We start from the raw sequence: 24,119 nt of genomic DNA, 5'->3' as shown, positions 1-24,119 counted from the left end.
AATGAAAGTATGTACAGTAGGTCTTGGATATATCGGATTACCGACATCGGCTGTCTTTGCGAACTATGGCGTCGACGTCGTCGGAGTCGATATCTCACAACATGTTGTTGATAAATTGAACCGTGGAGAAATCCACATTGAAGAGCCAGGTCTCGGCGAAATGGTCGCAGACGTCGTGGCAAAAGGGAAGTTCCGTGCATCACTCTCTCCAGAGAAAGCAGATGCCTTCATCATCGCGGTCCCAACACCGAACAACGACGACGAGCACAAATCATGTGACTTGACGTACGTCTTGGATGCGACACGCAAAGTGTTGCCATTCGTTGAAAAAGGTAACGTCATCATCGTTGAGTCGACAATCGCACCACGTACGATGGACGACTTCGTCAAACCACTCGTCGAAGAAGCTGGATTCACTGTCGGTGAAGACATCTATCTCGTACACTGCCCAGAGCGCGTATTGCCTGGACAAATCCTTCATGAGCTCGTGCACAACAACCGCATCGTCGGTGGAATCACGACAGAATGTGCAGAAGCAGGCGCACGCGTCTACGGTACATTCGTTGAAGGTGAAATCGTGAAAACGGATGCGAAGACGGCAGAAATGTCGAAACTCATGGAAAACACGTTCCGTGACGTCAACATCGCACTCGCGAACGAACTCGCAAAAGTATGTAACGACTTAGACATCAACGTTCTTGACGTCATCGAGATGGCGAACAAGCACCCACGTGTCAACTTGCATAGCCCAGGCCCAGGTGTCGGTGGACACTGTCTCGCGGTCGACCCGTACTTCATCGTCGCGAAATCACCTGACCTGGCGAAAATCATCAACTTGTCACGTGAGACGAACGTCTCGATGCCACACTACGTTGCAGACAACGTTCAGAAGTTGACTGCTGGAATCGAAGATGCGAAAGTCGCGGTCTTTGGTGTGACATACAAAGGAAACGTCGACGACATGCGTGAAAGCCCAGCGGTTGAAATCGCTGAAATCTTGCTTGACCGTGGTGTGAACATCTCTGTTCACGACTCACACGTTGAAAAATCAACATCAAGCCGTTTCGAGCTCGTTTCAAAAGAAGAAGCACTCAAAGACGCGGACCTCGTCCTCGTATTGGTTGACCACAACGAGTTCAAAGTCCTCGACTTCGCAGAGCTCAAGTCAACGATGCGTCGTCCGATGATCTTCGACACACGTAACATCGTGAAACCAGAAGGTGAAGACGTAGCGGTCGTCAACTACGGCAACCTCTACAAATATACAAAGGAAACGAATCTCGTTCTTTGATTCAGGTGAATGAACATGTTTAAATCCGCGAAAGCTATTCTTTCAGAGCTAAAGTCGAGCTTGTACTTGATTTTCCGTCTCGCCACGTATGAGACGCGAAGCAACAACTCGATGCAGTACCTCGGATTTTTATGGGAGTTCGTGACACCGTTATTGCAGATTGGAGTTTACTGGTTCGTATTTGGATTTGGTATTCGAAGCGGCAGGCCGATTGATGGCGTGCCGTTTCTGCCATGGTTGGTCGCAGGGATTGTCGTCTGGTTCTTCATTGCCTCGGCGATTACCTCTACGGCCCGGTCCGTCTATTCGAAAATCGGCATGGTCTCCAAAATGAGCTTCCCAATCTCGACGATTCCGGCATACGTCTTGCTCGCACTCTTCTATCGCCACGTGGCGTTAGTCGGTGTCTCGTTTATCTTGATGTGGGCATTCGGATTCCCGATGGGGCTACATTCGCTCTGGTTTATCTACTTGGCATTCAGTGCGCTCGCACTACTGTACTCGCTCGCCTTGATTACGTCCGCGCTCACGACAATCGTGCGCGATCTTCAAAACCTTCTTCAGTCGATGATGCGGATGTTGATGTATTTGACACCGATTTTTTGGGTGCCGCCGGCGAAGCTCGCGAATATCCTACAAATCAATCCGCTCTATTATTTAGTCGAAGGATATCGGTCGATGTTCCTCGGAACCGACTGGTTGGCGACTAACTGGGCTTACGGTCTCTATTACTGGGCCATCGTCTTCGTTCTCTTCTTCGTCGGGTCGATGATTCATTTGCGTTTCCGTCGACACTTCATCGATTACATTTGAGGAGGACCTTATGTACCAGGTTAAATTTGAAAACGTATCGAAACGATATACGCTTTATAACAAGCAATCTGATAAGCTGAAAGAGATCTTCTTCAGTAAAGCAGGGGGCAAACAGTTTTACGCGCTCCGCAATGTCACGTTTGAAGTTCCACCCGGAGAAGTGGTAGGGATTATCGGGATCAACGGGTCAGGGAAGTCGACGATGTCGAACTTGCTGGCTGACGTGATGCCGCCGACTCACGGGAAAATCGAACTTCACGGAAAGACGGCGTTGATTGCGATCTCTTCTGGTTTGAACGGCAACTTGACAGGGCTCGAGAACATCGAGCTCAAAGGCTTGATGCTCGGGATGACGAAACAGGAAATTATCGACTTGACCCCGGCCATCATTGAGTTTGCCGATATCGGTGACTTCATCAATCAGCCGGTCAAGACGTACTCGAGCGGAATGAAGTCCCGTCTCGGGTTCGCCATCTCGATCAACGTCGACCCGGACATCCTCGTCATCGATGAGGCGCTCTCCGTCGGGGACCAAACGTTCACCGACAAGTGTCTCGCCAAGATGAACGAGTTCAAAGACCGTGGGAAGACGATCTTCTTCATCAGTCACTCGGTCTCACAAGTTCGCCAATTCTGTACGCTCGGTCTTTGGCTCGAGTTCGGAGAAGTGCGCGAATATGGACCGGTCGATGAAGTCGTTCGGGAGTACAACAAGTTTTTGAAATGGTTCCGCAACTTGTCAAAAGAGCAACAAGACTCGTTTAAAGCCGATAAGCTCAAACGTCGTACGACGGTCGTCGATGCGACGGAGCTCGGAGAGACGTATATCTTACCGCCTTTGACAGAAGAACAACTACAAACACGCCATTCGTCGGTCGCTGTATCGAACGAAGCGTGAGCAATTGGGAGGAGGAAGCACGGCGAAGTCAGACCGTGCGAAACGACCTATGAAAAAAGTCATGACCGTCTTTGGGACGCGACCAGAAGCCATCAAAATGGCACCACTCGTACTTGAGTTGAAAAAACGTGAAGGGGTAGAACCGATTGTCGTCGTGACAGCGCAGCACCGTCAAATGCTTGACCAAGTGCTCGAGTTGTTCGAAATCAAACCGGACTATGACCTCGACATCATGAAGGACAAGCAGACGCTTTACGATGTCACGTCACGTGTATTGAAAGGGATGGGCGAGGTCATCGCTGAAACGAAGCCAGATATCGTGTTGGTCCACGGGGACACAACGACGACATTCGCGGCATCACTCGCAGCTTTCTACAACCAAGTCGCAGTCGGTCACGTTGAGGCTGGCCTGCGCACACACAATAAATATTCACCATTCCCGGAAGAGATGAACCGCCAATTGACGGGTGTCATGGCCGACCTTCATTTCGCACCGACGGAAACGTCGCGTGACAACCTCCTTCGTGAAGGCAAGAATGAAGAGATGATCTTCGTCACAGGGAACACGGCAATCGACGCACTCAAAACGACAGTCCGTGACGACTATGCGAGCGAATTGCTCGACAGCATCCGTTCACAAGGTCGTCGCCTCGTCATGTTGACGGCGCACCGTCGTGAAAACTTGGGTGAGCCGATGCGCAACATGTTCCGTGCGGTCCGTCGCTTGATCGAGAAGTATGATGACATCGAAGTCGTGTATCCGGTCCACATGAACCCGGTCGTTCGTGAACTCGCTAACGAGATTCTTCACGATGTCGAACGTGTCCACTTGATCGAACCGCTCGACGTCTTCGACTTCCACAACTATGCGGCGACGTCGCACTTGATCTTAACGGATTCAGGTGGCGTACAAGAAGAAGCACCATCTCTCGGTGTACCTGTCCTCGTCCTTCGTGACACGACAGAACGTCCAGAAGGTGTGGCTGCAGGAACGCTCAAACTCGCAGGGATCGAAGAAGAGAACATCTTCTCACTCGCGGACGAGCTCTTGTCTGACGAAACGGCATACAAAGCGATGTCACAAGCATCGAACCCGTACGGTGATGGTGAGGCGTCACGTCGAATCGTCGATGCCATCCTTGCCAACTAAATGAAAGCGAATAGAGTTGTTTTGTGCCTGGCACAGCAACTCTTTTCTGTATCATCATCCTAACGATTCGGAGGTGCTTGTATGTCAACGAAGCGAATTCGTCCGGCGATTTATCATTACTATCCGCGCGGACCGCATAAAAACCATATGTCGATGCGCGAAGAAGAATACAAGACAGAAGTCACATTTTTACCACAAGCGTTAACGGACTCGATTTACGTCCAATTGTTTGATTTGAAGTTTGAGATTCCACCGTCAAAAATCTTTTTGGCAGACGCCAAGATGGATGAAGGGGACGAGATGGAAATGAAGACTGCCGTTTATGTCGAAGGCGATCGCACCGTTCGATTTGAACTGTATGTCATGCAGTACTCAGATGAGGAGCGTCTTTCGAACAAACGTTTCTCGCTCACGTTGAATCCGGGGATGAATCCGATTGAAGAAGTCGTGAAACAGATGGAAGGCGCCAAGTATTTCAAGATGTCGTACAAATACATCGTCGAGACGCTTGACCCGATCACAGTACGATTCGATGACCTCTATGTAACGTTCCGCTGAACGGAGCAAGTCTTAAGGGAGAAAGGGACCATTTGGTATGTTATTTAGTTCCACGGTATTTCTATTTTATTTCTTGCCGGTCGTGCTGTTGCTGTACTTCGTGTCACCACGCTGGCTGAAGAATACGATTCTACTCGTTTCAAGTTTATTCTTCTACGCATGGGGTGAACCACGTTTCGTCCTCATCATGCTCGCTTCGATCGTCATGAACTACTTCTTTGGCTTCATGGTCGACAAGTATCGAGACGATGCGAAGAAGATCAAATGGACGATGGTGCTCATGCTTCTCGGAAACCTCGGGATGCTTGGTGTCTTCAAGTACGCGAGTTTCTTCGTCGAGAACGTCAACTCGGTGTTCGGCTTCTCGCTGAACGACCCGGAGATCCCACTACCACTCGGGATCTCATTCTTCACGTTCCAAGCGATGAGTTACGTCATCGATGTGTATCGGAACGATGGGCGTCTCCAGAAGAATTTGTTCGACTTGGCACTTTACGTTTCGTTCTTCCCGCAATTGATTGCCGGACCAATCGTCCGTTACCAAACGGTCGCAGATGAAATCGTGGACCGCCGTGAGACAGTCGATGACTTCGTCTCTGGGATCCAACGTTTTGTCATAGGTCTAGGGAAGAAGATGATTTTGGCGAACAGTTGTGGGTATGTGGCCGACCAAGTGTTCAGTCAATCGGCAGGGGACCTGTCGACGACACTCGCCTGGATCGGAATCATCGCCTACTCGCTCCAAATTTACTTTGACTTCTCAGGTTATTCGGACATGGCCATCGGTCTTGGTCGGATGTTTGGGTTCCATTTCCTTGAGAACTTCAATTATCCGTATATTTCGAAATCGGTGTCTGAGTTTTGGCGTCGTTGGCACATCTCGCTCGGAAGCTGGTTCCGAGACTACGTGTACATCCCGCTCGGCGGGAATCGTCAAGGGGCATGGAAGACGTATCGCAACTTGACCATCGTTTGGTTATTGACTGGCGTATGGCACGGGGCGAGTTGGACATTTATCGCCTGGGGTCTCTATTACGGGATCTTCATCATGTTCGAACGGGCATTTCTCGGGAAATGGCTCGCAGCGTGGCCGGCATGGCTCGCGCATGTGTTCACATTATTCGTCGTCGTCATCGGTTGGGTATTCTTCCGTGCCGATAACTTCACGTACGCGATTGACTATTTGCAAGTCATGTTCGGCTTACATGGCGGTGAAGTGTTCGATCAAACGGCATACTTCTATCTCGTCCAATACGGAACGGTTCTTCTGTTGGCGATGATTGCTGCCACACCGCTTCCGAAGATGCTGGCCGCTCACTTCTTGCGCCACGAGGTGGACTCGGAACGTCCGGTTCTTGCCGCAAGCGCAGGTCTTGCCCGAGCAGCTTATATCTTGCTCATTTTCGGCATCTCGATTTCGTATGTCGTATCAAGTACATTTAATCCGTTTATTTATTTCCGGTTCTAAGGAGGGCTGACAATGGAACAACAAACCAAAAGTGAACAAGTCCGTTCGAAAGGACGGCGCCTCTCTTGGGTGGTCAACAGTATCCTCTTGCTCGGCTTCCTTGGCACCATCTTTTATGGACTTGCCGTCTACGCTTTCGGGACGGAGCAGGAACGCTCGGCCACCGAGGGACGCATGTTGGCCCAGCGCCCTGAGCCATCCATCGAAACGATTTTAAATGGGTCGTACATGGAAGAGTTCGAGGCGTCAGCGAACGACCAGGTGTTTGAGCGAAACCTGTGGATTGAAACGCAGGCCTGGGTGCAACTGAACGTGTTGCAACAACAGATGAATAACGGCGTCATCAGCATCGATGGATTCTTATACGGTCCGGATGCGAACGAAAGTCAGTATTCTTCGCTCGGTGAATTCTTCAAAGAATTCAAAAAAGAGATGGATGATGCCGGCATCCCGTCTTACTTCGCCTCGGCACCGAGTAAGCCGGTCTATGCGACGCGACAAAACATCTTCCCGGCTTATATCGAGTCGGCGGATGCGGAGAATCGTGACGAGTTACATGAGCGGATCGAAGAGAATGACATCCCGCTCATCGACTTGGAGGAGACGCTCGGTGACGAACCAGGCGAGGACATCTATTTCAAAACCGATCACCACTGGCGAGCGGAAGGGGCATTCCTTGCATACGGTCAAATCATGGACCGCCTAAGCGAACAGTTCCCGGATGCACCGGTGTTGACCGCGGATGAGATGGACGTGAAGACGGTCGACGGGACGTTCTACGGTTCACATGCCCGGGAAATCTCGATGCCGTATGTCGAATCGGCGGACACGTTCACGTATCTCGAACCGAAAGACGGATTCACGACGACGGTCTGTCAAAACGGGGATGACTGTGGACATGGTGTCCTCGACAAAGACGTGTTGAACAACACGGACGACTTCACGAACTACTACAACTTGTTCATGGGCGACAACTACGCTCTCGCGAAAATCACGCAGGAGAATCCGGAAAATGACGATCATCTCCTCGTGTTGAAAGATTCTTATGCGAACCCGGTACTCGGCTACCTCGGCGAATCGTTCGGGACGGTATCGGCAATCGACGTTCGTTATCTCGATGACTACGATGTCAGCATCGCGGAATATGCGAAAGAGAACGATGTCGATGCGGTTCTGTTCTTACACAATGACCGAATCACAGGACTCGGGTCGATGTATCAAGAAGGTCTGTGATCGAACGCGATTCCTTCGAAAAGGCAGGTGCGCTTCATGAACGTATTGCTACCGGTATTCTTCCACTCCGCGATGGGTGGGCTTCATCGACATATCCTCTCATCTGTGAAAGTGCTCATTCGAGAGGGTCATGAGGTGACCGTCGTCTGTAAGCCGGGTCCCTTTGCCGAAGAGGTAGAGGCGCTCGGTGGACAGGTCATGCGAACCGATTATTCCAATGAGGACGTCACCCGTGTGATCGATGCGGTAGGGACACAATCCTTCGATATGGTGTATGCCCAGCCGTTCGATTCACGACAGGTCGGCCTAGCGGTGGCAGAAACGCACGGCATCCCTTTCGTTCTCGTCATCCATGGGATGTATGATGATGAGATTGAGCAGTATCATGCGAGCGTCTCGCGAGTGATTGCCGTCTCAGAACGGATCGCGACCCATCTCGTGGAGCACTGTCCGGCCATCGAATCGAAGCTTATCGTCATTCCGAACGGAGTCGATGATGCATTCGTCCCGGATACGACGAGCGTGTCGTCAGAGCGGGTGACGGGTCTATTCACCTCGCGACTGGATGCGGACAAACTGTTCATTTTAGATGTCTTTTTAGATGCGCTAGAAGACGAGCGGATCAAGTCTTTACCGATTGATTGGCTCATTGTCGGGGACGGGACACAACGGGAAAAATACGCATCACGTTATGAGGAAGCGCTTGAAGGGACCAGTCAGACGATGGACTGGCTTGGTTGGGTCGAGCAAGACGATTTACCTGAAGTGATGTGTCGTGCCGATTTCGTCATCGCCCCAGGGCGTTCTGCGCTAGAAGGAATGGCGGTCGGCAAACCGACCATCGCCGTCGGGAGTAAAAGTTATCAAGGACTGGTCACACCTTCGACGTGGCAAGATATTGCGAGTACGAACTTTGGCGGGATCGGGACGAAATACGATGGATACACATCGGGTCGAATCGGTGATGCCATCCTCGAATTGATGGATGAGACGACAAGGCGAGAGCTCGCGCGTTTCTCGGCCGCACTCGTGGATGAACATTTCCGTGATGAAGCGGCGCAACGGCTTCTCCTTGATCTGCTCGAAGAGGTGAGACAAGAAGGAGTCGAGGAAATCGATTTGGTGGCTCGTTATCCACACATTCGTTACGACCAACTGCATGCTCGTCGTGCGAATCGGATCTGTTCGTGGAAATTAGCGGATCGGGAGCAACGACTGGAAGCTATGCGTGAGGAACTCGAGACGACAAAGCGACACCTTGATGAACTTCGTACGATTCAATCGGAGCAGTCTGCCGAGATTAGTCAGTTACGATTAGCCCTTCAGCGACTGTCCGATGAAACCGAATAAGTATAGCCAGGGAGAACTTCACATCAGAAGTTCTCTTTTTGAATATAACGAATTTATTTTTAGTTGAGTGACGAATATCACGAGAAGTCTTTCATATCCACTATAGTCAAAATAAGTATATTTTATGTTACTTTAGCACCATCTATATTACAAAATTTACATAATAGTTTCACAATTAGGGTACATTTTACTATCACCCTAGAGGCACGCACATCATGTATACCTGTCGCCATGTTTTTTGTGAAGGAGGATGCATGAATGAAAAAAGTCGTTGCTCTTTTTTTGTGTTTTTTCTTACTTGTCGGGTTCACCATCGTACCAGGGTCTGGGGTAGAGGCGAGTTCCTCATCCGTGCAGCACGTGTTTTCTCCCAAATCGTATACGCATTATGGGGGGACGACGTATGCGGTCAAGAAGTTCACTTATCCGAAGACGGTGAAAGTGAGGTTGTCCAATGGTCGGTATGCGTACCGAAGTGTCAAATGGTCGAAAGTCAGTTTCCAAAAAGATGATTTAAATCGGACGCAGCGCCTTGTCGGAACGGTTCATGGAACGAGCAAGAAGGCGGTATGGTCGGTCCGCATCAAGAATTATCCCGTTCGGATCACGACACCGGTCATCCGGTCGGTCGGTAAGAAACAAATTCCGAGCATGCCGAAACTGTTGACGGCCCATTTTGCGAACGGTCAGCGCTCCACATACAAATTGACGTGGGGGCCTCGTTCGACGAATACGATCGGCACGAAGTATGTCAGTTATCGGGCGAGCGGCTTGAATGTCGCCTTCTCGGGCAAAGTGAAGTTGAACGTTCGAGATGTCATGTTGACGCAACCGGTCTTTACCATCTTAACGAACAATGAACAGATTCAAGCAGTCGGTAAAATCCACTATCCGGAAAAGGGGATCCGTCACTACTTAATCGCGGAGAACCGGGAAACAAAGAAACAGTATAAGAAAAACATCTACCCGAATCGGGACGGTTCGTATAAAGTCGCCTCCCTCCCGCTCAAGCCTGCGTCGTATAACGTCTATGTCCAATCGGGAGTCAAACGGACATCCCCGGTCGTCGTGACATTGAAAGACGGACAGGTTCCGGATGATACGGAAGCGGATATCCGAAAGTTATTAAAAGGGCTCCTTTTGAATATCGACGTGACCAATCCGTTATTGCAGGACATCGTCTTCCCGCAAATTGACGGTGTGACGTTCTCGATTGGATCGAACAACGATGCCTTGTCGAGCTCAGGAAAAGTGACACGCGGCACGAAAGATGAGCTTGTGACGTTCACGATTCAAGCGAAGCGTGGAGAGATCACGGAATCGATCACGTATACCAACATCTTGATTCCGAAACGTTCGCAGACGGACGAGGAAGAGCTCGACCTCTGGCTCAACAGCATCCAAATCGATAATCCGCTCACGAAGAATATCGACTTGCCGACATATCCAGGTGTCGTCTTCTCGATTGACTCGAGCAATCCAGCGGTCGTCTCCTCATCAGGTGTCGTCACACGTGGTGACCAAGATGTGTATGTCAATTTAACGGTGCGAGCGACGAAAGGTTCGGTGACACGGACGAAGTCCTTCCCGAATATCCTCGTACCGAAGAAAGATGCATCGGCGGAAAGTCTCATCGATGATTACTTGAACCGACTCGTCATTTCGAGTCCGGTGACGACAAACATCACACTCCCTCCACTCTCTGGAGCGACGGTGACGCTGACTTCGTCGAATCAAGCGGTCGTCTCGAACAGTGGGGTCGTGACGCGTGGCACGACGGATCAATCGGTCTCGCTCGTCGTGACAGTGACAAAAGATGGGGTGACGAAGACGAAAATCTTCCTCGGTCTGCTTGTGCCGAAGAAAGAAGGCGGGGCTGAAGGAGCGGTCGACGACTACTTGGCGGGACTGTCGATTACAAGTCCACTCACTGCGAACATCGTCTTACCACCATTTACCGGAGGAACGGCGACGCTGTCCTCATCGAATCAAGCGGTCGTCTCGAACAGTGGGGTCGTGACGCGGGGCACGATGGATCAAACGGTGTCGATCACGGTCAATGCGACGAAAGACGGCGTGACGAAATCACGTACGTTCTTGAACTTGCTCGTACCGAAGAAAGAAGGCGGGGCTGAAGGGGAAGTAGACGACTACTTGGCAGCACTGTCGATTACAAGTCCACTCACTGCGAACATCGTCTTACCACCATTTACCGGAGGAACGGCGACGCTGTCCTCATCGAATCAAGCGGTCGTCTCGAACAGTGGGGTCGTGACGCGTGGCACAACGGATCAAACGGTGTCGATCACGGTCAATGCGACGAAAGACGGCGTGACGAAATCACGTACGTTCTCGAACTTGCTCGTACCAAAAGATGATGCGTTGTTGACAGCCGAGCTTGACGCGGCTTTGAATGCCATTAACCTTGGCAATCTCATCAACTTGTCGACCAATATCTCACTCCCGTCCGCATCGAACGGAATCAACGTCAGTTGGTCTTCGAATCAACCGGGCGTCATCTCGAACACGGGAGTGATTCAACAAGATCCGACCGAGTCGAAATTATTCATTTTGACGGCTTCGGTCACGAAGAGCGGCTTGACGCGGACGAAGACCTTTAACGGTTCGGTCGCTGCGAATGTTCAATTGGTCCTAGGGGATGATGTGACAAAAATCAAGTCGATATTCGGAACGTTGTATCCGGTATTTGATTTGTCGTTACCAACGAGCTTGAATGGTTCTCCGCTCACATGGACATCAAGTAACCCGGCGCTGATGACGAGTGCAGGGGATGTTCGTGAGACCGACATCGTTTCACCGTTTACGTTATCTGTTGAGAATGCCAGTACAAACCAAATCATCAATATGTCGACGCAAGACGTCGATACGGGGTTACTCGGTGGGTTGCTCGACACACTCGGTACGATTGTCAATCCGGTCGTCAATGCACTAGGGGGCAATTCTCAAAATGCAACGCTCCCATCACAATATGGCGGATTGCTTGGAATCGGGGCGAAGAGCATCACGAACTGGGAGAGTTCACACCCAGACCTCGTGACGATTCAAGGGTATAACGTGACGATTAAACGTGATCAGCAAGACCACTTGGTTGTTCTACAAGCGAAGTATCAAGGAATCAATCAACCGATTCCAATCATCGTCAAATTGTCGAAGCAATAACAAAGAACGGAGTCGCAACTGTGCGACTCCGTTCTTTTGGTCAATGTGCTGTGAAGCGAGCTGGTCCAATCGAAGAGACGAGACGTGTCGCGGCACGCAAGCAATCCAGCTGTCTCGAATACACACGGCTCACATCGGAAAAGGCAGAGGGGAGATGGTCTGAGTCTAACGGACCTTGTCGCATATAAGGAGATTCCCCGGCGCCAAGCGGTGTCGGATGAATCACGAACTTATAGTGAGTCGGGTCGAGCTCGACAACCTCAATCTCTGCAAACAGTCGTGCATCGCGTGTATATAAGAAGCGGGTGGATAACCACTTATCTGAATCTGTCATGGTTCACCAGTCCTCCCTCAAGAAGTCTTACCTCCTTTATCATAAAACAATTTTTGGATATTTCAAATGTTATTTTCATATTTATGTAAATATACTTACTTGAAATTGTAAAAAAGAGCGGATTCGTGCAATCATTCCTTTGTTTGAGTAAAGTTAGGAAAGAACGTACGAAGGCGGGGTGACAACATGAGAAAAAACGCGACTGGGACATATCGGTTCGTCATCATCCTTGGGGCGAAAGTGAATGGAACTCGACCATCCCGGGCACTCCGACATCGAATTGACGTGGCGGCCGCCTATGCGAAGGCACATCCTCATGTCGAACTGATCGCAACAGGTGGACAGGGACCGGATGAAGGGATGGCGGAGGCGCGTGTCATTGAACGAGAACTGATGGCACAAGGGATTGATGCTACGCGGATTCATGTGGAAGCGACATCGACGTCGACGATTGAGAACTTTGAGCATAGCCGTCTGTTTTGGGATGGAGCATCAGGTGTGACGATTGTGACGAATGACTTTCATGTGCCACGGGCCCGTTTGATTGCGAGACTGTATTTTCAGCTCAAGAGCGATGCCCTATATGCACCGACCCCACCGCTTGCGAAAGGGCGATATCTCATTCGTGAAGTATTGGCGTATGTGAAGCTGTTGGGACGTTATGTATTCATGAAAGAAAAAAACTAGGCTCTTGCACTCGCAAGAGCCTAGTTTGCTTGACAGCCGATTTCTTCGTTCAGCACGTGGCCGAACGCTTCGGCGCCCTTGATATTCAAATGGACCCCGTCACTTTCGAAGTACGTTTCTTTCCCGATTGACCTTTCATGCCAATCGATGAGGGACACGTTCTCGTGAAGTTCACTTGCCCGTGCGAGTTTTTCATTGACCTCACTTTCCCATGGACGTGGGACACGTGTGTTGATCAAATAGATTTCATCTGCTCGTTCGAACTGTTTGAGCAGCGTCTCGAGTTGCTCCATTTTGAAGGCGCCGTTCGTTCCGAGATGGAGGAACACAACGTGCCCTGGGGCATTATAGGATTGGTACTGTGAGGCAACTGGGATCGCATCACGAACTTGACGTCCGATTTGGGCGTCAATTTTCATATTCGGGAAGGCATCTGCCAAGTATTCGTTCAATCCGAGCATGACCGAGTCGCCAATCGCGAGAGCCGGTGGACATGTTCGTTCTTCTGGTTTTTCAGTCGGTACTGGGTTCTCTTCTGTCGGTTGATCTTCGGACGGAACATCCTCTGGCTCTTCGGATTCCGGTGCTTTCGGAACGTCCGGAGTGTCCTCTTTTGGCATCGGTACTTTCACGACAGGAATCTCATCTTCGACCGGCTTCGATTCAGAAAACGCCAGGATGGTCAAATTCCCAACGAGAACGAGTGAGAGCGCCGTCGCACATGCCGTGGCGGCGAAGCGTGCGCTCGGGTGCGTCGGTGTCGAGACGAGCTGACGGAACGCATGTTTGAATCCATTTCGGCGAATCGGTGTCTCAACGAAACGATACGACAACTCGGCGATCAAAAGCGTCAACGCCACTTGTCCGACGGAAAGAAGTGGCGAGAACGTCCCGAGTCGGTCGAGCGGTGTCGACAGAATGATGACCGGATAGTGCCACAAGTAAATCCCATACGTCCGGGTGCCAATCACGCGAAGCCAAGCGCTTCCAAACAGTCGTGACCAAATGGTCGCCGGATGGGCGACAGCGGCAATCAATAGGGCGGATAGGAACGCGACGAGCAAGAAGCCTCCGTAATAGAGGAACGCGTCGTAAGCGTTGACGGTTCGGATGATGCCGACGATGGTGATGAGCGAAATGGCGCCGGCCCCATTCAAAATGTGACGTCCTATCTTCGGAATCGTCTCTTTAAACGTGTCCGGGCGCCAGCCGAACGCGAGAACGGCCCCCATAAGCAGACCGAACAAGCGTGTGTCGGTCCCGTAGTAGACGCGACTCGGATCGGCTTCGGGTACATATCGGAATGCCATCCAGGCGGCGGAGACGAATAAAAGCGCAGCGAGTAGTTGGAGCAATCGCTTCCGGAACGCGAGACCGACGAGTAGGAGTAGCGGCCAGACCGCATAAAACTGTTCTTCGATCGAGAGAGACCATAAGTTTTGAAGCGGCGATGGCTTTCCGAAACTTTCGAAGTAGGAGACTTCGTGGAAGATATACCACCAGTTGTTCACATAGGCAAGTGCCGCCAGTGAATCTTGTCGCACGGTATCGAGCAAGGAGCGGTCAAACAGCGTCACATACGTCATCACGACGGACAGCATCAAGACGAGCGCCGGCAACAAACGACGGAAACGTGCGACATAGAATCTTTTCAAATCGATTGTGCCGGTCTTCGTCCATTCGCGAATCAAGATGCCGGTAATCAAGTAACCGGACAGGACGAAGAAGACATCGACACCGAGGAATCCCCCGGATATGTAAGGTACATTTAAATGATATAAAATGACAGCCAAGACGGCGAACGTGCGCAAGCCGTCGAGACCAGGCATATACGTTGTATGTTTGAGTGGTTTCATGCCCCCACTTCCTTTCTAGTAAAGCGGACATTTCCCTTATTTTTCAATCCATTCTTCAGTATAACGAGCGAGGAAGAGGGAATGGTTTCAAAAGATTAACAGTCCGTGAATGAAAAAGAATTGATTGATTACCAATTTGAACAAGAAGAGAGTGAGAAAAATAAAAAGAGAACATTTTAAAACAAAAAAGATAAAAAATAATAATTAATTTGATTGAAAACGTTTACAAGAGTTCTTTCTGGTGCTACTATATGAATGTGGATATGACATATCGAAAAAAAACAAACACAAAGGGGAGTTTAACATGACGAAAGAAGAGTCAGCATTGGTAGGTTTGGAAATTGTCGCTCACGCAGGAGATGCGCGTTCGAATCTGATGCGTGCGCTCGAGGCAGCGAAAGAAGGGGATTACGACCGAGCTGAATCGCTAGTTAAACAAGCAGATGAATCAATCTCGCTCGCACATGCGACACAGACGAGCATGATTCAAGCGGAAGCACGAGGCGAAGGTGCGGAATTCGGGTTCATCATGGTGCATGGGCAGGACCACTTGATGACGACGATGCTCTTGCGCGACATGATGCAACATATGATCGAGCTCTATCGCCGGTCAAATTAACTTAGACGAACGGGTCGCACGACCCTTCGATCATTCACTAGTAAAGGAGGAAATGGCATGAACGGTTTAATCGCAAGAATTGAAAAGATGAAACCAGCATTCGAAAAGATTTCGAACAACCCGTACTTACGAGCGATTCGAGATGGATTCATTAGTTTGATCCCAGTCATTTTATTCTCAAGTATTTTCCTATTAATTGCATTCGTCCCTAACATTTTTGGTGTGTACTTAAGCGAGGAATGGGTCAACCGACTCATGAAAGCATACGGATACTCGATGGGGCTAGTCGGTCTGCTTATGTCAGCGACCATCGCAAAATCGTTGACGGAGACATTCAACGGGCAACTTCCGAAGACGAGACAAATCAACTCGGTCTCGACGATGGTCGTATCGATCATCGGGTTCGCGTTAATCGGGGTCGATCAGATCGAAGGTGGCCTATCAAACGGATTCATGGGTACGAAAGGTCTCTTGACGGCATTCGTGGTCGCCTTCATCGTTCCGAATATTTATAAGTTCTGTGTGAAACGCAACATTACCATCAAAATGCCGAAAGAAGTACCAGGAAACATCGCTCAAACCTTTGCGGACTTGATTCCGCTCGCGACATCCATCATCTTCTTCTGGGTGTTTGATATGGTATTCCGTAGTTTCGCCGCAGAAGGATTCAGTGCTTGGATCATCGACGTGTTCCAACCACTCTTCTCAGCTGCAGACGGTTATCCGGGACTCGCATTGATCTTCGGTGCGATGGCATTCTTCTGGTTCGTCGGAATTCATGGACCATCGATTGTAGAACCAGCCGTATCGGCGATCTATATCACAAATGTTGAGCAAAACTTACAGTTGTTCCAAGCGGGCGAACAGGCGACGAATGTCCTCTCGCAAGGGTCGCAGTACTTCATCGCGACATTAGGTGGTACTGGGGCGACACTCGTCATCACGTTCATGATGGCGTTCATGGCGAAGTCGAAACAGTTGAAGTCGGTTGGACGCGCTTCTTCTGTACCGGTTCTGTTCGGGATTAACGAACCGATCTTGTTCGGGGCGCCAATCGTCTTGAACCCGGTCTTCTTCATCCCGTTCATCGCGGCACCAATCGTCAACGTCTGGTTATTGAAGGCGTTCATTGACATCGGTGGGATGAACGGATTCATCTACAACTTACCTTGGACGACTCCAGGGCCAATCGGTTTGATTCTCGGTACAGGATTCGCGCCACTCGCCTTCATCCTCGCACCGACGTTGATCATCATCGACTTGTTGATTTACTATCCGTTCTTTAAAGTGTATGACAAGCAGTTGGTCGAGCAAGAGCGCTTGGCTGTCCTTGAAGAAGAACAAACGCCGGATACGGGTGCGGAAATCGCGACAAGCGCGACGGAGGCACGTGTCGTGAAGCCGGTGGATGCATCGAAAACGTATAACGTCCTCGTCTTGTGTGCGAACGGTGCCACGAGCGGGATGCTCGCGAATGCGATTGCCAAAGGGGCGAAGGAAGAAGGGCTTCAGCTCGAGTCGACTGCTATGGCTTACGGTCAACATAAAGCGGTCATTTCAGAGTTTGACTTGATCATCCTTGCTCCGCAGATGGCATCGATGCTTGGGGAGTTGGAACAAGACTCGGCATCTAGTGATACGAACGCCGTTTCGACATCGGGTGCAGAATATGTGGCGCTTTGTCGCGATCCTAAAGGGGCACTCGCCTTCGCGATGAAGCATATGTAATACAAAAGGGGCTGGTCATTCACAGCCCCTCTAATCTTTTCAGTCTAGACAAAGAGGTGGAATCGAAATGAGACAATTTCCGGAAGAGTTTATTTTTGGTGCGGCAACAGCAGCTTATCAAGCAGAAGGTGCGGTGAACGAAGGGGGACGCGGTCCTTGTTATTGGGATGAGTTCCTACATCGCCCGGAGAGCCGTTTCAATGGAGACGTCGCCAGTGATTTTTATCATCAGTATCCAGTCGATTTGAAGTTATCCAATGAGTATGGATTAAACGGCATTCGCATCTCGATTGCCTGGAGCCGTGTTATTCCGGATGGGGCCGGTGAGGTGAATGAGGAAGGACTCGCCTTTTATGACCGCTTGATCGATGAGTGTTTGGCAAACGGTGTCGAGCCGGTCGTCACGCTTCATCATTTCGATACGCCGCTCCCGCTATTCCATCAAGGGGACTGGTTGAATCGTGACAACATTGACCACTTCGTCCGCTTTGCGGAAGTGTGCTTCGAGCGTTTCGGAGATCGCGTGAAGAAGTGGGTGTCAATCAACGAGCCATGGTCCGTCGTCGCGGGACAATACATCATCGGGCACTTCCCGCCAAACATTCGTTACGATGTCGCCAAAGCGATTCAAGCCATGCACCATATGATGATTGCTCATGCGAAAGTCGTGGACGCGTATAAACGGATGGAGCTAGACGGAGAGGTTGGGATCATCCATATCCTCGAATCGAAATATCCGATCACCGAGTCCGAAGAAGACCGGGAAGCGGCATATGTGGAAGATGTGTTGGCGAACCAATTCATGTTGGATGCCTGTTTGAAAGGAAGTTACACAGCCGAGACACTGACGGTCATCGAACGATTGATGTCTCTTCAACAAGCTACTCTTGTAGTCGAAGAGGGAGACATGGAATGGTTAGCGCGTGGCAGTGCCCAAAATGACTTCCTTGGGGTCAACTATTATGCGAGTCATTTCTTGGCTGCCCATGATGGCGAGAGTGGGATTCATCATAACGGGACAGGGGAGAAAGGGACGAGCGTGTTTGGCTTAAAAGGGATCGGGAAGCGCGTGTCGAATCCGGAAGTGCCTACAACGGATTGGGATTGGCCAATTTATCCGACCGGCTTGACGGATATGCTCGTCCGGGTCCATCGTCAATATCCGAACTACAAAGCCATGTATGTGACGGAGAATGGAATGGGCTATAAGGACGACCTCGTCGACGGCTCGATCGATGACACGCCTCGAATTGATTATATCGCCCAGCATTTGAACGCTATTTTGGATGCGATTGAACAAAGTGTCACGGTTCGTGGATATTTCCTCTGGTCTCTCATGGACGTCTTGTCCTGGACGAATGGATTCAATAAACGGTATGGCTTGTTCTATGTGGATTTCGAGACACAGGAACGACTACCGAAGAAAAGTGCACGTTGGATGAGAGAAGTGGCGAACCGACGTCAAGTCATTCAACCGGAAACTGTAAAATGAACAAAAAGTCGGTTCTTTTGAACCGACTTTTGTTTGTTTCTGTTCTAAAATGATAGTCAAGGAGTGTTCAAGTTGAGTATACTGAAAGAAAGAAGGAGGGTGATCGGGAAAATGTTGAAGGAACAGCGATGGGATCGCATCTTAGAACTGGTGGATACAAAGGGGGTCGTGAAGACGACCGAAGTGACGGAATTGCTTGGTGTCACGCCAATGACAGCACGTCGCGATTTGCAGATGCTTGAAGAATTAGGGCGACTTGAACGGATTCACGGAGGTGCGAAATCCTTGAACATGGACCGTCCCCTGTCGTATGAAGAGTTGTCTCATGTCGAGAAGAAACAACTTCGTTCGGAAGAGAAGCGGAGCATCGCCAGAAAAGCGGCGGCGCTTATTGAAGAGAATGCCACGGTGTTCATCGGACCGGGGACGACCAATGAACTCATTTATGAATACATCGACGTGAATGCCCGGATTTTTACGAATTCGTTCCAAGTGTTCGAGCGGTTTAAAAACGATGCGCGATTCGAATTGATGCTGATTGGTGGACGCTACCGCGAACGGACGGGTGCTTTTGTTGGAAGCTTTACAAACGATATCATGTCCCGCATCAACGTATCACTCGCTTTCATTGGAACGAACGGCGTGCACAATGAACGGATCACGACGGCCAACGAAGAAGAGGGCGCATGTCAAAAGATTATTCTCGATAATGCACAGTTGAAGTACATCTTGTGCGATTCAAGTAAAATCGGTCGCGTCGATTTATTCGACTTCTACGGCTTGGATCACGTCGATGGACTGATTACGGACGAAAACATCAGCGAGGCGACGTTACACCATTACTCCTCTTATACCGAGGTCATCGTGGGACAAAACGAACAGCAATTGGTTTGACCATATGAATCAACGACCTGGATTGTTACGAAATGTGACAATCCAGGTCTTTTTTTGTTAAAAAACAAACAAATAATGTTCGAAAATGATTGAAAATAATCGAACTTGTGCTATTATAAAAGTGTAAATAACGAACAAAAAAGAACAAAAAGAAAGAAGGGATTGTTGTGAAAGTAGCACTTTCGGCAGACAAAGCGAGTGAAGGGCGTAAGCAACTGATCGTGAACCATATGGAGGAACTCGGACATGAAGTCGTAGATTATTCGGGTGATGACGTCGTGGCAGCGATTGTTCGAGTGACGGATGCGGTTCGCGATGGAGAGGCAGCTCGAGGCATCTTACTCGATTCCTTTGGATCATTGTCCTACATGGTCGCGGCGAAACAATCTGGAATTGTTTGTGCACAAGTATCAGATGAACATTCTGCGAAAATGACACGAGATCATAACAACTCTACGATCATCGCGATGGGGACGGAAGTCATCGGTGATACGTTGGCACGTGAAATTGTAAGCGCATTCCTTGGAGCGGAGTACTCGGGTGGGCGTCATCAAATTCGCGTAGACATGTTGAACAAATTGGCTTAAGGAGGACGAACAGGATGAAGATTGCAATCGGTTGCGACCATATTGTGACAGATATTAAAGATGAGATGGTGCAGTACCTTGAAGCGCAAGGCCATGAAGTCATCGACTGCGGGACGTATGATTTTGAACGCACGCACTACCCGATTTACGGGCGTCGTGTCGCGGAACAAGTCGTCACGAACGAAGCGGAACGTGGAATCGTCATCTGCGGAACGGGAGTGGGGATTACGACATCTGCCAACAAAGTGCAAGGTGTCCGTGCACCGCTCGTGAGAGATGTGACCACTGCAAAAATGGCGCGGAAGCAGCTTGATGCGAATGTGATCGGGATTGGGGGACGGATTACTGGTCTTGGTTTGATGCAAGAGATTGTGGATGTCTTCTTGAGCACGCCATACGTCGAAACAGAAGAATCGAAACAACTCATCGCCTCGGTCGATGCGTTGGCGTCAACGAGTCGAGGGTTAGATGGTGACGAGATTTTTGATGAGTTTCTAGAGAAATGGGAAGCGGGCTGCTACGTCGATTAACAAATAATCCAATGAGGTGAATGAAGATGGAAATGACAAAAACAGGTGTCATCAATACAAAAGAGATGCTACGCGATGCACAAGTGAACGGCTACGCCGTCCCAGCGTTTAATATTCATAACCTAGAAACGGCTCAAGTCGTCGTAGAAACGGCGGCAGAGCTCCGTTCGCCAGTCATTCTAGCCGCAACTCCTGGAACGTTCACATACGCTGGGCGCGATTACATTCAAGCGATTGCAGACACGGCCGCACGTCGTTACGACATTCCGATCGCGCTTCATTTGGACCACCACGAGACGATCGAGGACATTCAAACCTCGCTTGAACTTGGGACGAAATCGGTCATGATCGATGCGTCACACCATGCGTTCGAAGAAAACATCGAAACCGTACGTCAAGTCGTCGCATTGGCTCAAGAATACGGTGCATCGGTTGAAGCGGAACTCGGTCGCTTAGGTGGTCAAGAAGATGATCTAGTGGTCGATGAGGCGGACTCGTTTTATACGGATCCTGCGGCTGCGGCAGAATTTGTAGAGAAGACAGGCATTGATTCGCTTGCCGTCGCCATTGGAACGGCCCACGGGTTATATAAGGCAGAACCGAAGTTGGATTTAGAACGGTTATCTGAAATTCGAGCAGTCGTCGACATCCCGCTCGTCCTCCATGGCGCATCTGGTGTACCGTTTGATACAGTACGTGAATGTATTCGTCGAGGATGTTGCAAGGTCAACATCGCCACAGAGTTAAAAATGCCATTTGCCGCGACACTTCGAAGCGTCTTGACAGAAAATCAAGAAGAGAGCGATCCGCGTAAATATTTCGGACCGGCAAAAGCTGCGATGAAGACGGTCGTGGAAGAGAAGATTCGAATGTGCATGAGCGATGGACGTTATTGAGGTCTGGATATGATTTTAACCATCACGTTAAATCCTGCGATCGATGTCCGGTATGACATGTCGCAGTTCCAATTGAACGGGACGAATCGAACGGATGCCCCTCATCGGACAGCCGGTGGGAAAGGACTGAATGTGACGCGGGTCATCGCACAATTAGGTGAGCCGGTGATGGCCACGGGCATCCTTGGGGGCGAAGCGGGGGAGTGGATTACTTCTACACTTGCCAAAGACGGGATTCGCCAAAACTTTTATCGAGTGTCCGGCAACACGCGTACGTGTCTGGCTTTCTTGCATGATGGGAAGCAAACCGAAGTACTTGAAAGTGGACCGCACGTATCGACAGATGAATGGGAAGGATTTAAACAACATGTGGCCACGCTCTTGTCTGAAGTTTCACTCGTCGTGGCGTCTGGTAGTTTACCAAAAGGTGTGCCGGTGAGTGCCTATCGCGAATTGATCGAGCTGGCAGGACAATATGGGAAAAAAGTGATCCTCGATACAAGCGGAGAGGCTCTTCGTGAAGGATTATCGGCCCATCCTTTGTTAGTGAAGCCGAATGAAGAAGAATTGAACAGCCTGGATCCCGCTGCTCCAATCGAGCACACGCTCAACCGGATCGGAGATAGGAGTGACTGGGTCATTCATTCAAAAGGGAAGCGAGGGGCGGATGCGATCGTTCATGGACAACGCTATGTCATCGACGTACCGAACGTGGCGGCCGTGAACGCCGTCGGGTCTGGCGATGCGATGATTGCTGGTCTCGCTGTCGGAATGGTGAGACGTCAATCCGTGGAAGAGACGCTTCGTCTCGGTAGTGCGACCGGCACGCTCAACGCCCTTGAAGAAGGCACGGGAAGTATCAACTGCGCACATCTTGAAGACATGCTCAGTCAGATTCGGGTGACACGGATGTCTCCCATCTCCTCATCATGAAAAAAGCGACCTGTCGTCATCGAGGACAGGTCGCTTCTTTACGTTTACACCAGCTGAATCAACGTCCCACCGAGTACCCCGGCGATGACGAGTGCCCACGGGGGCAGTTTCCAATAGGCGATCATGACGAACAGGAAGGCAGCGAACACGAAGTCGACCGCATCGTTGACGGTACTCGTGAAGATCGGGCTGTAGAATGCTGCGATCAAAATCCCGACCACTGCCGCGTTGACGCCGATAAGAGCGCCGGCGACTTTCGGGTTATGACGGAGCGCGTCCCAAAACGGAAGTGCCCCGAGGATGAGCAAGAAGGCCGGCAAGAAAATCGCGACCGTCGCCAGGATGCCACCCGGCACACCGTTAATCACCGTTCCAAGATAAGAAGCGAACGTGAAGAGCGGACCAGGGACGGCCTGAGCAGCACCGTATCCTGCGAGGAAGGCTTCTTCACTCAAGAAACCAGCGGGTACGAGCTCACGCTCAAGTAACGGCAAGACCACGTGTCCGCCGCCGAAGACGAGGGCACCGGCCCGGTAAAAGCTATCGAACAAGGCGATCGTCTGGTTTTCAAACGTCTCCCGTAAAATCGGCAAGATGACGAGAAGTGCACCAAATATCGACAGCAAGACGGCCCCGAGTCGTTTCGAAATCGGGAACGCGCTCGATTTCGCATCGAGGCGGTCCGGCTTGAACAACAGGAATCCTGCGAGTGCCGCAAGGAGAATGAACAACACCTGACTGAACGTCGTCTGCCAGAGCAAGACGCCCGCCAAGGCGAAAAAGGCGATCGTTCGTGTCTTTGTATCAGGTGTCAGTTTACTCGCCATCCCTAAGATGGCATGGGCGACGATAGCGACGGCGACGACTTTTAAGCCGTAGAGCCAGCCTGCATCGGACACGTCGAGTCCAGACAACAATAAAGCGAACAGGATGAGGGCAACGACCGACGGTGTCGTGAAGCCGATGAACGAGGTGATCCCACCTAATATGCCACCGCGGACAATCCCGATCCCGATCCCGACCTGTGAACTGGCCGGTCCGGGCAAGAATTGGCATAAGGCGACGAGGTCGGCGTAAGCTTTCTCGTCCATCCACTTGCGTCGTCTCACATATTCCTCGTGGAAGTAACCGAGGTGGGCGACCGGCCCACCGAATGAGGTGAGGCCGAGCCTCGTTGAAACGAATAAAATCTCTAGTAACGTCTTGAACGTCACGCGTTGTGTCGTCATGTCTTCACTCCTTAATTTCTTTGAATAACTCGTATGCTTTTTGACGGGCTTCCGCCAACACAGAACGTCCTTTTTCAGTCGTCACGTAATTTTTGCGAACGTGTCCATCGACCGTCTCGTTTTCACGAATCAAGAGCCCGTCTTTCTCCATACCGTGCAAGATCGGGTAGAGCGTCCCAGCACTGATTTCATAACCGTGCTCCCGAAGCTCATCGACCATCCATGCTCCGTACACGGGGTGTTCCGCGGCATGGTGCAAAATATGGATATGGATGAATCCGAGAAACAGCTTCCGCAAGACGCGGTCTTCCATACGTGTCATCTCCTTAATATCGAAATTCGATATCGGTTTTCGAAATCAGTCTAACAAAGGTGAGGGGATGGGGCAAGAAA

Annotated in this window: 22 protein-coding genes; 18 read left to right on the top strand and 4 right to left on the bottom strand. The window is 50.4% G+C overall.

Features of this window, described 5'->3' with window-relative positions:
• Nucleotide 1 precedes the first annotated feature (1 nt).
• The 9 genes from EAT1B_RS05310 to EAT1B_RS05270 all read left to right on the top strand — a co-directional run bounded on the left by EAT1B_RS05310 (nt 2) and on the right by EAT1B_RS05270 (nt 11,941).
• Nucleotides 2-1,291, top strand: a complete 1,290-nt coding sequence (locus EAT1B_RS05310; RefSeq protein WP_012727111.1) for a nucleotide sugar dehydrogenase — start codon at nt 2-4, stop codon at nt 1,289-1,291.
• Between the two features lie 15 nt (nt 1,292-1,306).
• Entirely contained in the window at nt 1,307-2,104 is a 798-nt protein-coding gene (locus EAT1B_RS05305; protein WP_012727110.1) for an ABC transporter permease, read from the top strand.
• Nucleotides 2,105-2,114: 10 nt separating this feature from the next.
• Nucleotides 2,115-3,002, top strand: a complete 888-nt coding sequence (tagH, locus tag EAT1B_RS05300) for a teichoic acids export ABC transporter ATP-binding subunit TagH (RefSeq protein WP_012727109.1) — start codon at nt 2,115-2,117, stop codon at nt 3,000-3,002.
• A gap of 49 nt (nt 3,003-3,051) precedes the next feature.
• Nucleotides 3,052-4,152 carry a non-hydrolyzing UDP-N-acetylglucosamine 2-epimerase gene (gene wecB / locus EAT1B_RS05295; protein WP_012727108.1) on the top strand — a complete coding sequence of 367 codons (1,101 nt, stop codon included), beginning with the start codon at nt 3,052-3,054 and terminating at the stop codon, nt 4,150-4,152.
• Nucleotides 4,153-4,233: 81 nt separating this feature from the next.
• A complete protein-coding gene (locus EAT1B_RS05290) occupies nt 4,234-4,710 on the top strand; it encodes a hypothetical protein (protein ID WP_012727107.1) in 477 nt (158 codons plus the stop codon).
• 37 nt (nt 4,711-4,747) lie between these two features.
• Nucleotides 4,748-6,178, top strand: coding sequence for an MBOAT family protein (locus tag EAT1B_RS05285; RefSeq protein ID WP_012727106.1), 1,431 nt, complete (start codon nt 4,748-4,750; stop codon nt 6,176-6,178).
• A gap of 12 nt (nt 6,179-6,190) precedes the next feature.
• Nucleotides 6,191-7,411 carry a DHHW family protein gene (locus EAT1B_RS05280; RefSeq protein ID WP_012727105.1) on the top strand — a complete coding sequence of 407 codons (1,221 nt, stop codon included), beginning with the start codon at nt 6,191-6,193 and terminating at the stop codon, nt 7,409-7,411.
• Between the two features lie 36 nt (nt 7,412-7,447).
• Nucleotides 7,448-8,761, top strand: a complete 1,314-nt coding sequence (locus EAT1B_RS05275) for a glycosyltransferase family 4 protein (protein WP_012727104.1) — start codon at nt 7,448-7,450, stop codon at nt 8,759-8,761.
• 258 nt (nt 8,762-9,019) lie between these two features.
• Nucleotides 9,020-11,941, top strand: coding sequence for an immunoglobulin-like domain-containing protein (locus EAT1B_RS05270; RefSeq protein ID WP_012727103.1), 2,922 nt, complete (start codon nt 9,020-9,022; stop codon nt 11,939-11,941).
• Nucleotides 11,942-11,981: 40 nt separating this feature from the next.
• Here the strand turns inward: EAT1B_RS05270 and EAT1B_RS05265 are convergent, their stop codons facing one another.
• Nucleotides 11,982-12,275: a hypothetical protein gene (locus tag EAT1B_RS05265; protein ID WP_012727102.1), complete on the bottom strand. Its 294-nt coding sequence runs from the start codon at nt 12,273-12,275 to the stop codon at nt 11,982-11,984.
• A 186-nt stretch (nt 12,276-12,461) separates the two neighbouring features.
• Between EAT1B_RS05265 and EAT1B_RS05260 the strand changes: the two genes are divergently transcribed.
• Nucleotides 12,462-12,962 carry a YdcF family protein gene (locus EAT1B_RS05260; protein WP_012727101.1) on the top strand — a complete coding sequence of 167 codons (501 nt, stop codon included), beginning with the start codon at nt 12,462-12,464 and terminating at the stop codon, nt 12,960-12,962.
• Between the two features lie 20 nt (nt 12,963-12,982).
• Here the strand turns inward: EAT1B_RS05260 and EAT1B_RS05255 are convergent, their stop codons facing one another.
• On the bottom strand, nt 12,983-14,818 hold the full coding sequence (locus tag EAT1B_RS05255; protein WP_012727100.1) for an acyltransferase family protein: 1,836 nt from the start codon (nt 14,816-14,818) through the stop codon (nt 12,983-12,985).
• Between the two features lie 304 nt (nt 14,819-15,122).
• Here EAT1B_RS05255 and EAT1B_RS05250 point away from each other — a divergent pair, with 304 nt between their 5' ends.
• From EAT1B_RS05250 to EAT1B_RS05215, 8 genes are all read left to right on the top strand, one after another.
• Nucleotides 15,123-15,437 carry a PTS lactose/cellobiose transporter subunit IIA gene (locus EAT1B_RS05250; protein ID WP_012727099.1) on the top strand — a complete coding sequence of 105 codons (315 nt, stop codon included), beginning with the start codon at nt 15,123-15,125 and terminating at the stop codon, nt 15,435-15,437.
• 57 nt (nt 15,438-15,494) lie between these two features.
• Complete coding sequence (locus EAT1B_RS05245; protein ID WP_012727098.1) at nt 15,495-17,165, top strand: PTS transporter subunit EIIC; 1,671 nt, start codon at nt 15,495-15,497, stop codon at nt 17,163-17,165.
• Nucleotides 17,166-17,232: 67 nt separating this feature from the next.
• Entirely contained in the window at nt 17,233-18,657 is a 1,425-nt protein-coding gene (gene lacG / locus EAT1B_RS05240) for a 6-phospho-beta-galactosidase (RefSeq protein ID WP_012727097.1), read from the top strand.
• Nucleotides 18,658-18,768: 111 nt separating this feature from the next.
• Nucleotides 18,769-19,551 (top strand): DeoR/GlpR family DNA-binding transcription regulator, encoded by a 783-nt coding sequence (locus EAT1B_RS05235; RefSeq protein ID WP_012727096.1) that lies wholly within the window; start codon nt 18,769-18,771, stop codon nt 19,549-19,551.
• Between the two features lie 167 nt (nt 19,552-19,718).
• Nucleotides 19,719-20,138 carry an RpiB/LacA/LacB family sugar-phosphate isomerase gene (locus EAT1B_RS05230; protein ID WP_012727095.1) on the top strand — a complete coding sequence of 140 codons (420 nt, stop codon included), beginning with the start codon at nt 19,719-19,721 and terminating at the stop codon, nt 20,136-20,138.
• Between the two features lie 14 nt (nt 20,139-20,152).
• Nucleotides 20,153-20,668, top strand: coding sequence for a galactose-6-phosphate isomerase subunit LacB (gene lacB, locus EAT1B_RS05225; RefSeq protein ID WP_012727094.1), 516 nt, complete (start codon nt 20,153-20,155; stop codon nt 20,666-20,668).
• Nucleotides 20,669-20,694: 26 nt separating this feature from the next.
• On the top strand, nt 20,695-21,564 hold the full coding sequence (locus EAT1B_RS05220; RefSeq protein WP_012727093.1) for a tagatose-bisphosphate aldolase subunit GatY: 870 nt from the start codon (nt 20,695-20,697) through the stop codon (nt 21,562-21,564).
• A 9-nt stretch (nt 21,565-21,573) separates the two neighbouring features.
• Nucleotides 21,574-22,497 (top strand): 1-phosphofructokinase family hexose kinase, encoded by a 924-nt coding sequence (locus EAT1B_RS05215; RefSeq protein WP_012727092.1) that lies wholly within the window; start codon nt 21,574-21,576, stop codon nt 22,495-22,497.
• A 44-nt stretch (nt 22,498-22,541) separates the two neighbouring features.
• On the opposite strand, the gene chrA is transcribed toward EAT1B_RS05215, so the two are convergent.
• Nucleotides 22,542-23,726, bottom strand: coding sequence for a chromate efflux transporter (gene chrA / locus EAT1B_RS05210; RefSeq protein WP_012727091.1), 1,185 nt, complete (start codon nt 23,724-23,726; stop codon nt 22,542-22,544).
• A 4-nt stretch (nt 23,727-23,730) separates the two neighbouring features.
• On the bottom strand, nt 23,731-24,039 hold the full coding sequence (locus EAT1B_RS05205; RefSeq protein WP_012727090.1) for a PadR family transcriptional regulator: 309 nt from the start codon (nt 24,037-24,039) through the stop codon (nt 23,731-23,733).
• Between the last annotated feature and the right edge of the window lie 80 nt (nt 24,040-24,119).

The organism is Exiguobacterium sp. AT1b (assembly GCF_000023045.1).
Lineage (GTDB): Bacteria > Bacillota > Bacilli > Exiguobacteriales > Exiguobacteriaceae > Exiguobacterium.
This window is presented reverse-complemented; position numbering and strand designations above follow the sequence as displayed.

Excerpts from the sequence above, each read along its gene's own strand:
- EAT1B_RS05250 (WP_012727099.1), top strand. The coding sequence starts at position 15,123 with ATGACGAAAGAAGAGTCAGCATTGGTAGGTTTGGAAATTGTCGCTCAC.
- lacG (WP_012727097.1), top strand. The coding sequence starts at position 17,233 with ATGAGACAATTTCCGGAAGAGTTTATTTTTGGTGCGGCAACAGCAGCT.
- chrA (WP_012727091.1), bottom strand. The coding sequence starts at position 23,726 with ATGACGACACAACGCGTGACGTTCAAGACGTTACTAGAGATTTTATTC.
- EAT1B_RS05220 (WP_012727093.1), top strand. The coding sequence starts at position 20,695 with ATGGAAATGACAAAAACAGGTGTCATCAATACAAAAGAGATGCTACGC.
- EAT1B_RS05275 (WP_012727104.1), top strand. The coding sequence starts at position 7,448 with ATGAACGTATTGCTACCGGTATTCTTCCACTCCGCGATGGGTGGGCTT.
- EAT1B_RS05270 (WP_012727103.1), top strand. The coding sequence starts at position 9,020 with ATGAAAAAAGTCGTTGCTCTTTTTTTGTGTTTTTTCTTACTTGTCGGG.
- EAT1B_RS05290 (WP_012727107.1), top strand. The coding sequence starts at position 4,234 with ATGTCAACGAAGCGAATTCGTCCGGCGATTTATCATTACTATCCGCGC.
- EAT1B_RS05285 (WP_012727106.1), top strand. The coding sequence starts at position 4,748 with ATGTTATTTAGTTCCACGGTATTTCTATTTTATTTCTTGCCGGTCGTG.
- tagH (WP_012727109.1), top strand. The coding sequence starts at position 2,115 with ATGTACCAGGTTAAATTTGAAAACGTATCGAAACGATATACGCTTTAT.
- EAT1B_RS05280 (WP_012727105.1), top strand. The coding sequence starts at position 6,191 with ATGGAACAACAAACCAAAAGTGAACAAGTCCGTTCGAAAGGACGGCGC.
- wecB (WP_012727108.1), top strand. The coding sequence starts at position 3,052 with ATGAAAAAAGTCATGACCGTCTTTGGGACGCGACCAGAAGCCATCAAA.
- EAT1B_RS05305 (WP_012727110.1), top strand. The coding sequence starts at position 1,307 with ATGTTTAAATCCGCGAAAGCTATTCTTTCAGAGCTAAAGTCGAGCTTG.
- EAT1B_RS05215 (WP_012727092.1), top strand. The coding sequence starts at position 21,574 with ATGATTTTAACCATCACGTTAAATCCTGCGATCGATGTCCGGTATGAC.
- EAT1B_RS05260 (WP_012727101.1), top strand. The coding sequence starts at position 12,462 with ATGAGAAAAAACGCGACTGGGACATATCGGTTCGTCATCATCCTTGGG.
- EAT1B_RS05265 (WP_012727102.1), bottom strand. The coding sequence starts at position 12,275 with ATGACAGATTCAGATAAGTGGTTATCCACCCGCTTCTTATATACACGC.
- EAT1B_RS05205 (WP_012727090.1), bottom strand. The coding sequence starts at position 24,039 with ATGGAAGACCGCGTCTTGCGGAAGCTGTTTCTCGGATTCATCCATATC.
- EAT1B_RS05310 (WP_012727111.1), top strand. The coding sequence starts at position 2 with ATGAAAGTATGTACAGTAGGTCTTGGATATATCGGATTACCGACATCG.
- EAT1B_RS05255 (WP_012727100.1), bottom strand. The coding sequence starts at position 14,818 with ATGAAACCACTCAAACATACAACGTATATGCCTGGTCTCGACGGCTTG.
- EAT1B_RS05235 (WP_012727096.1), top strand. The coding sequence starts at position 18,769 with ATGTTGAAGGAACAGCGATGGGATCGCATCTTAGAACTGGTGGATACA.
- lacB (WP_012727094.1), top strand. The coding sequence starts at position 20,153 with ATGAAGATTGCAATCGGTTGCGACCATATTGTGACAGATATTAAAGAT.
- EAT1B_RS05245 (WP_012727098.1), top strand. The coding sequence starts at position 15,495 with ATGAACGGTTTAATCGCAAGAATTGAAAAGATGAAACCAGCATTCGAA.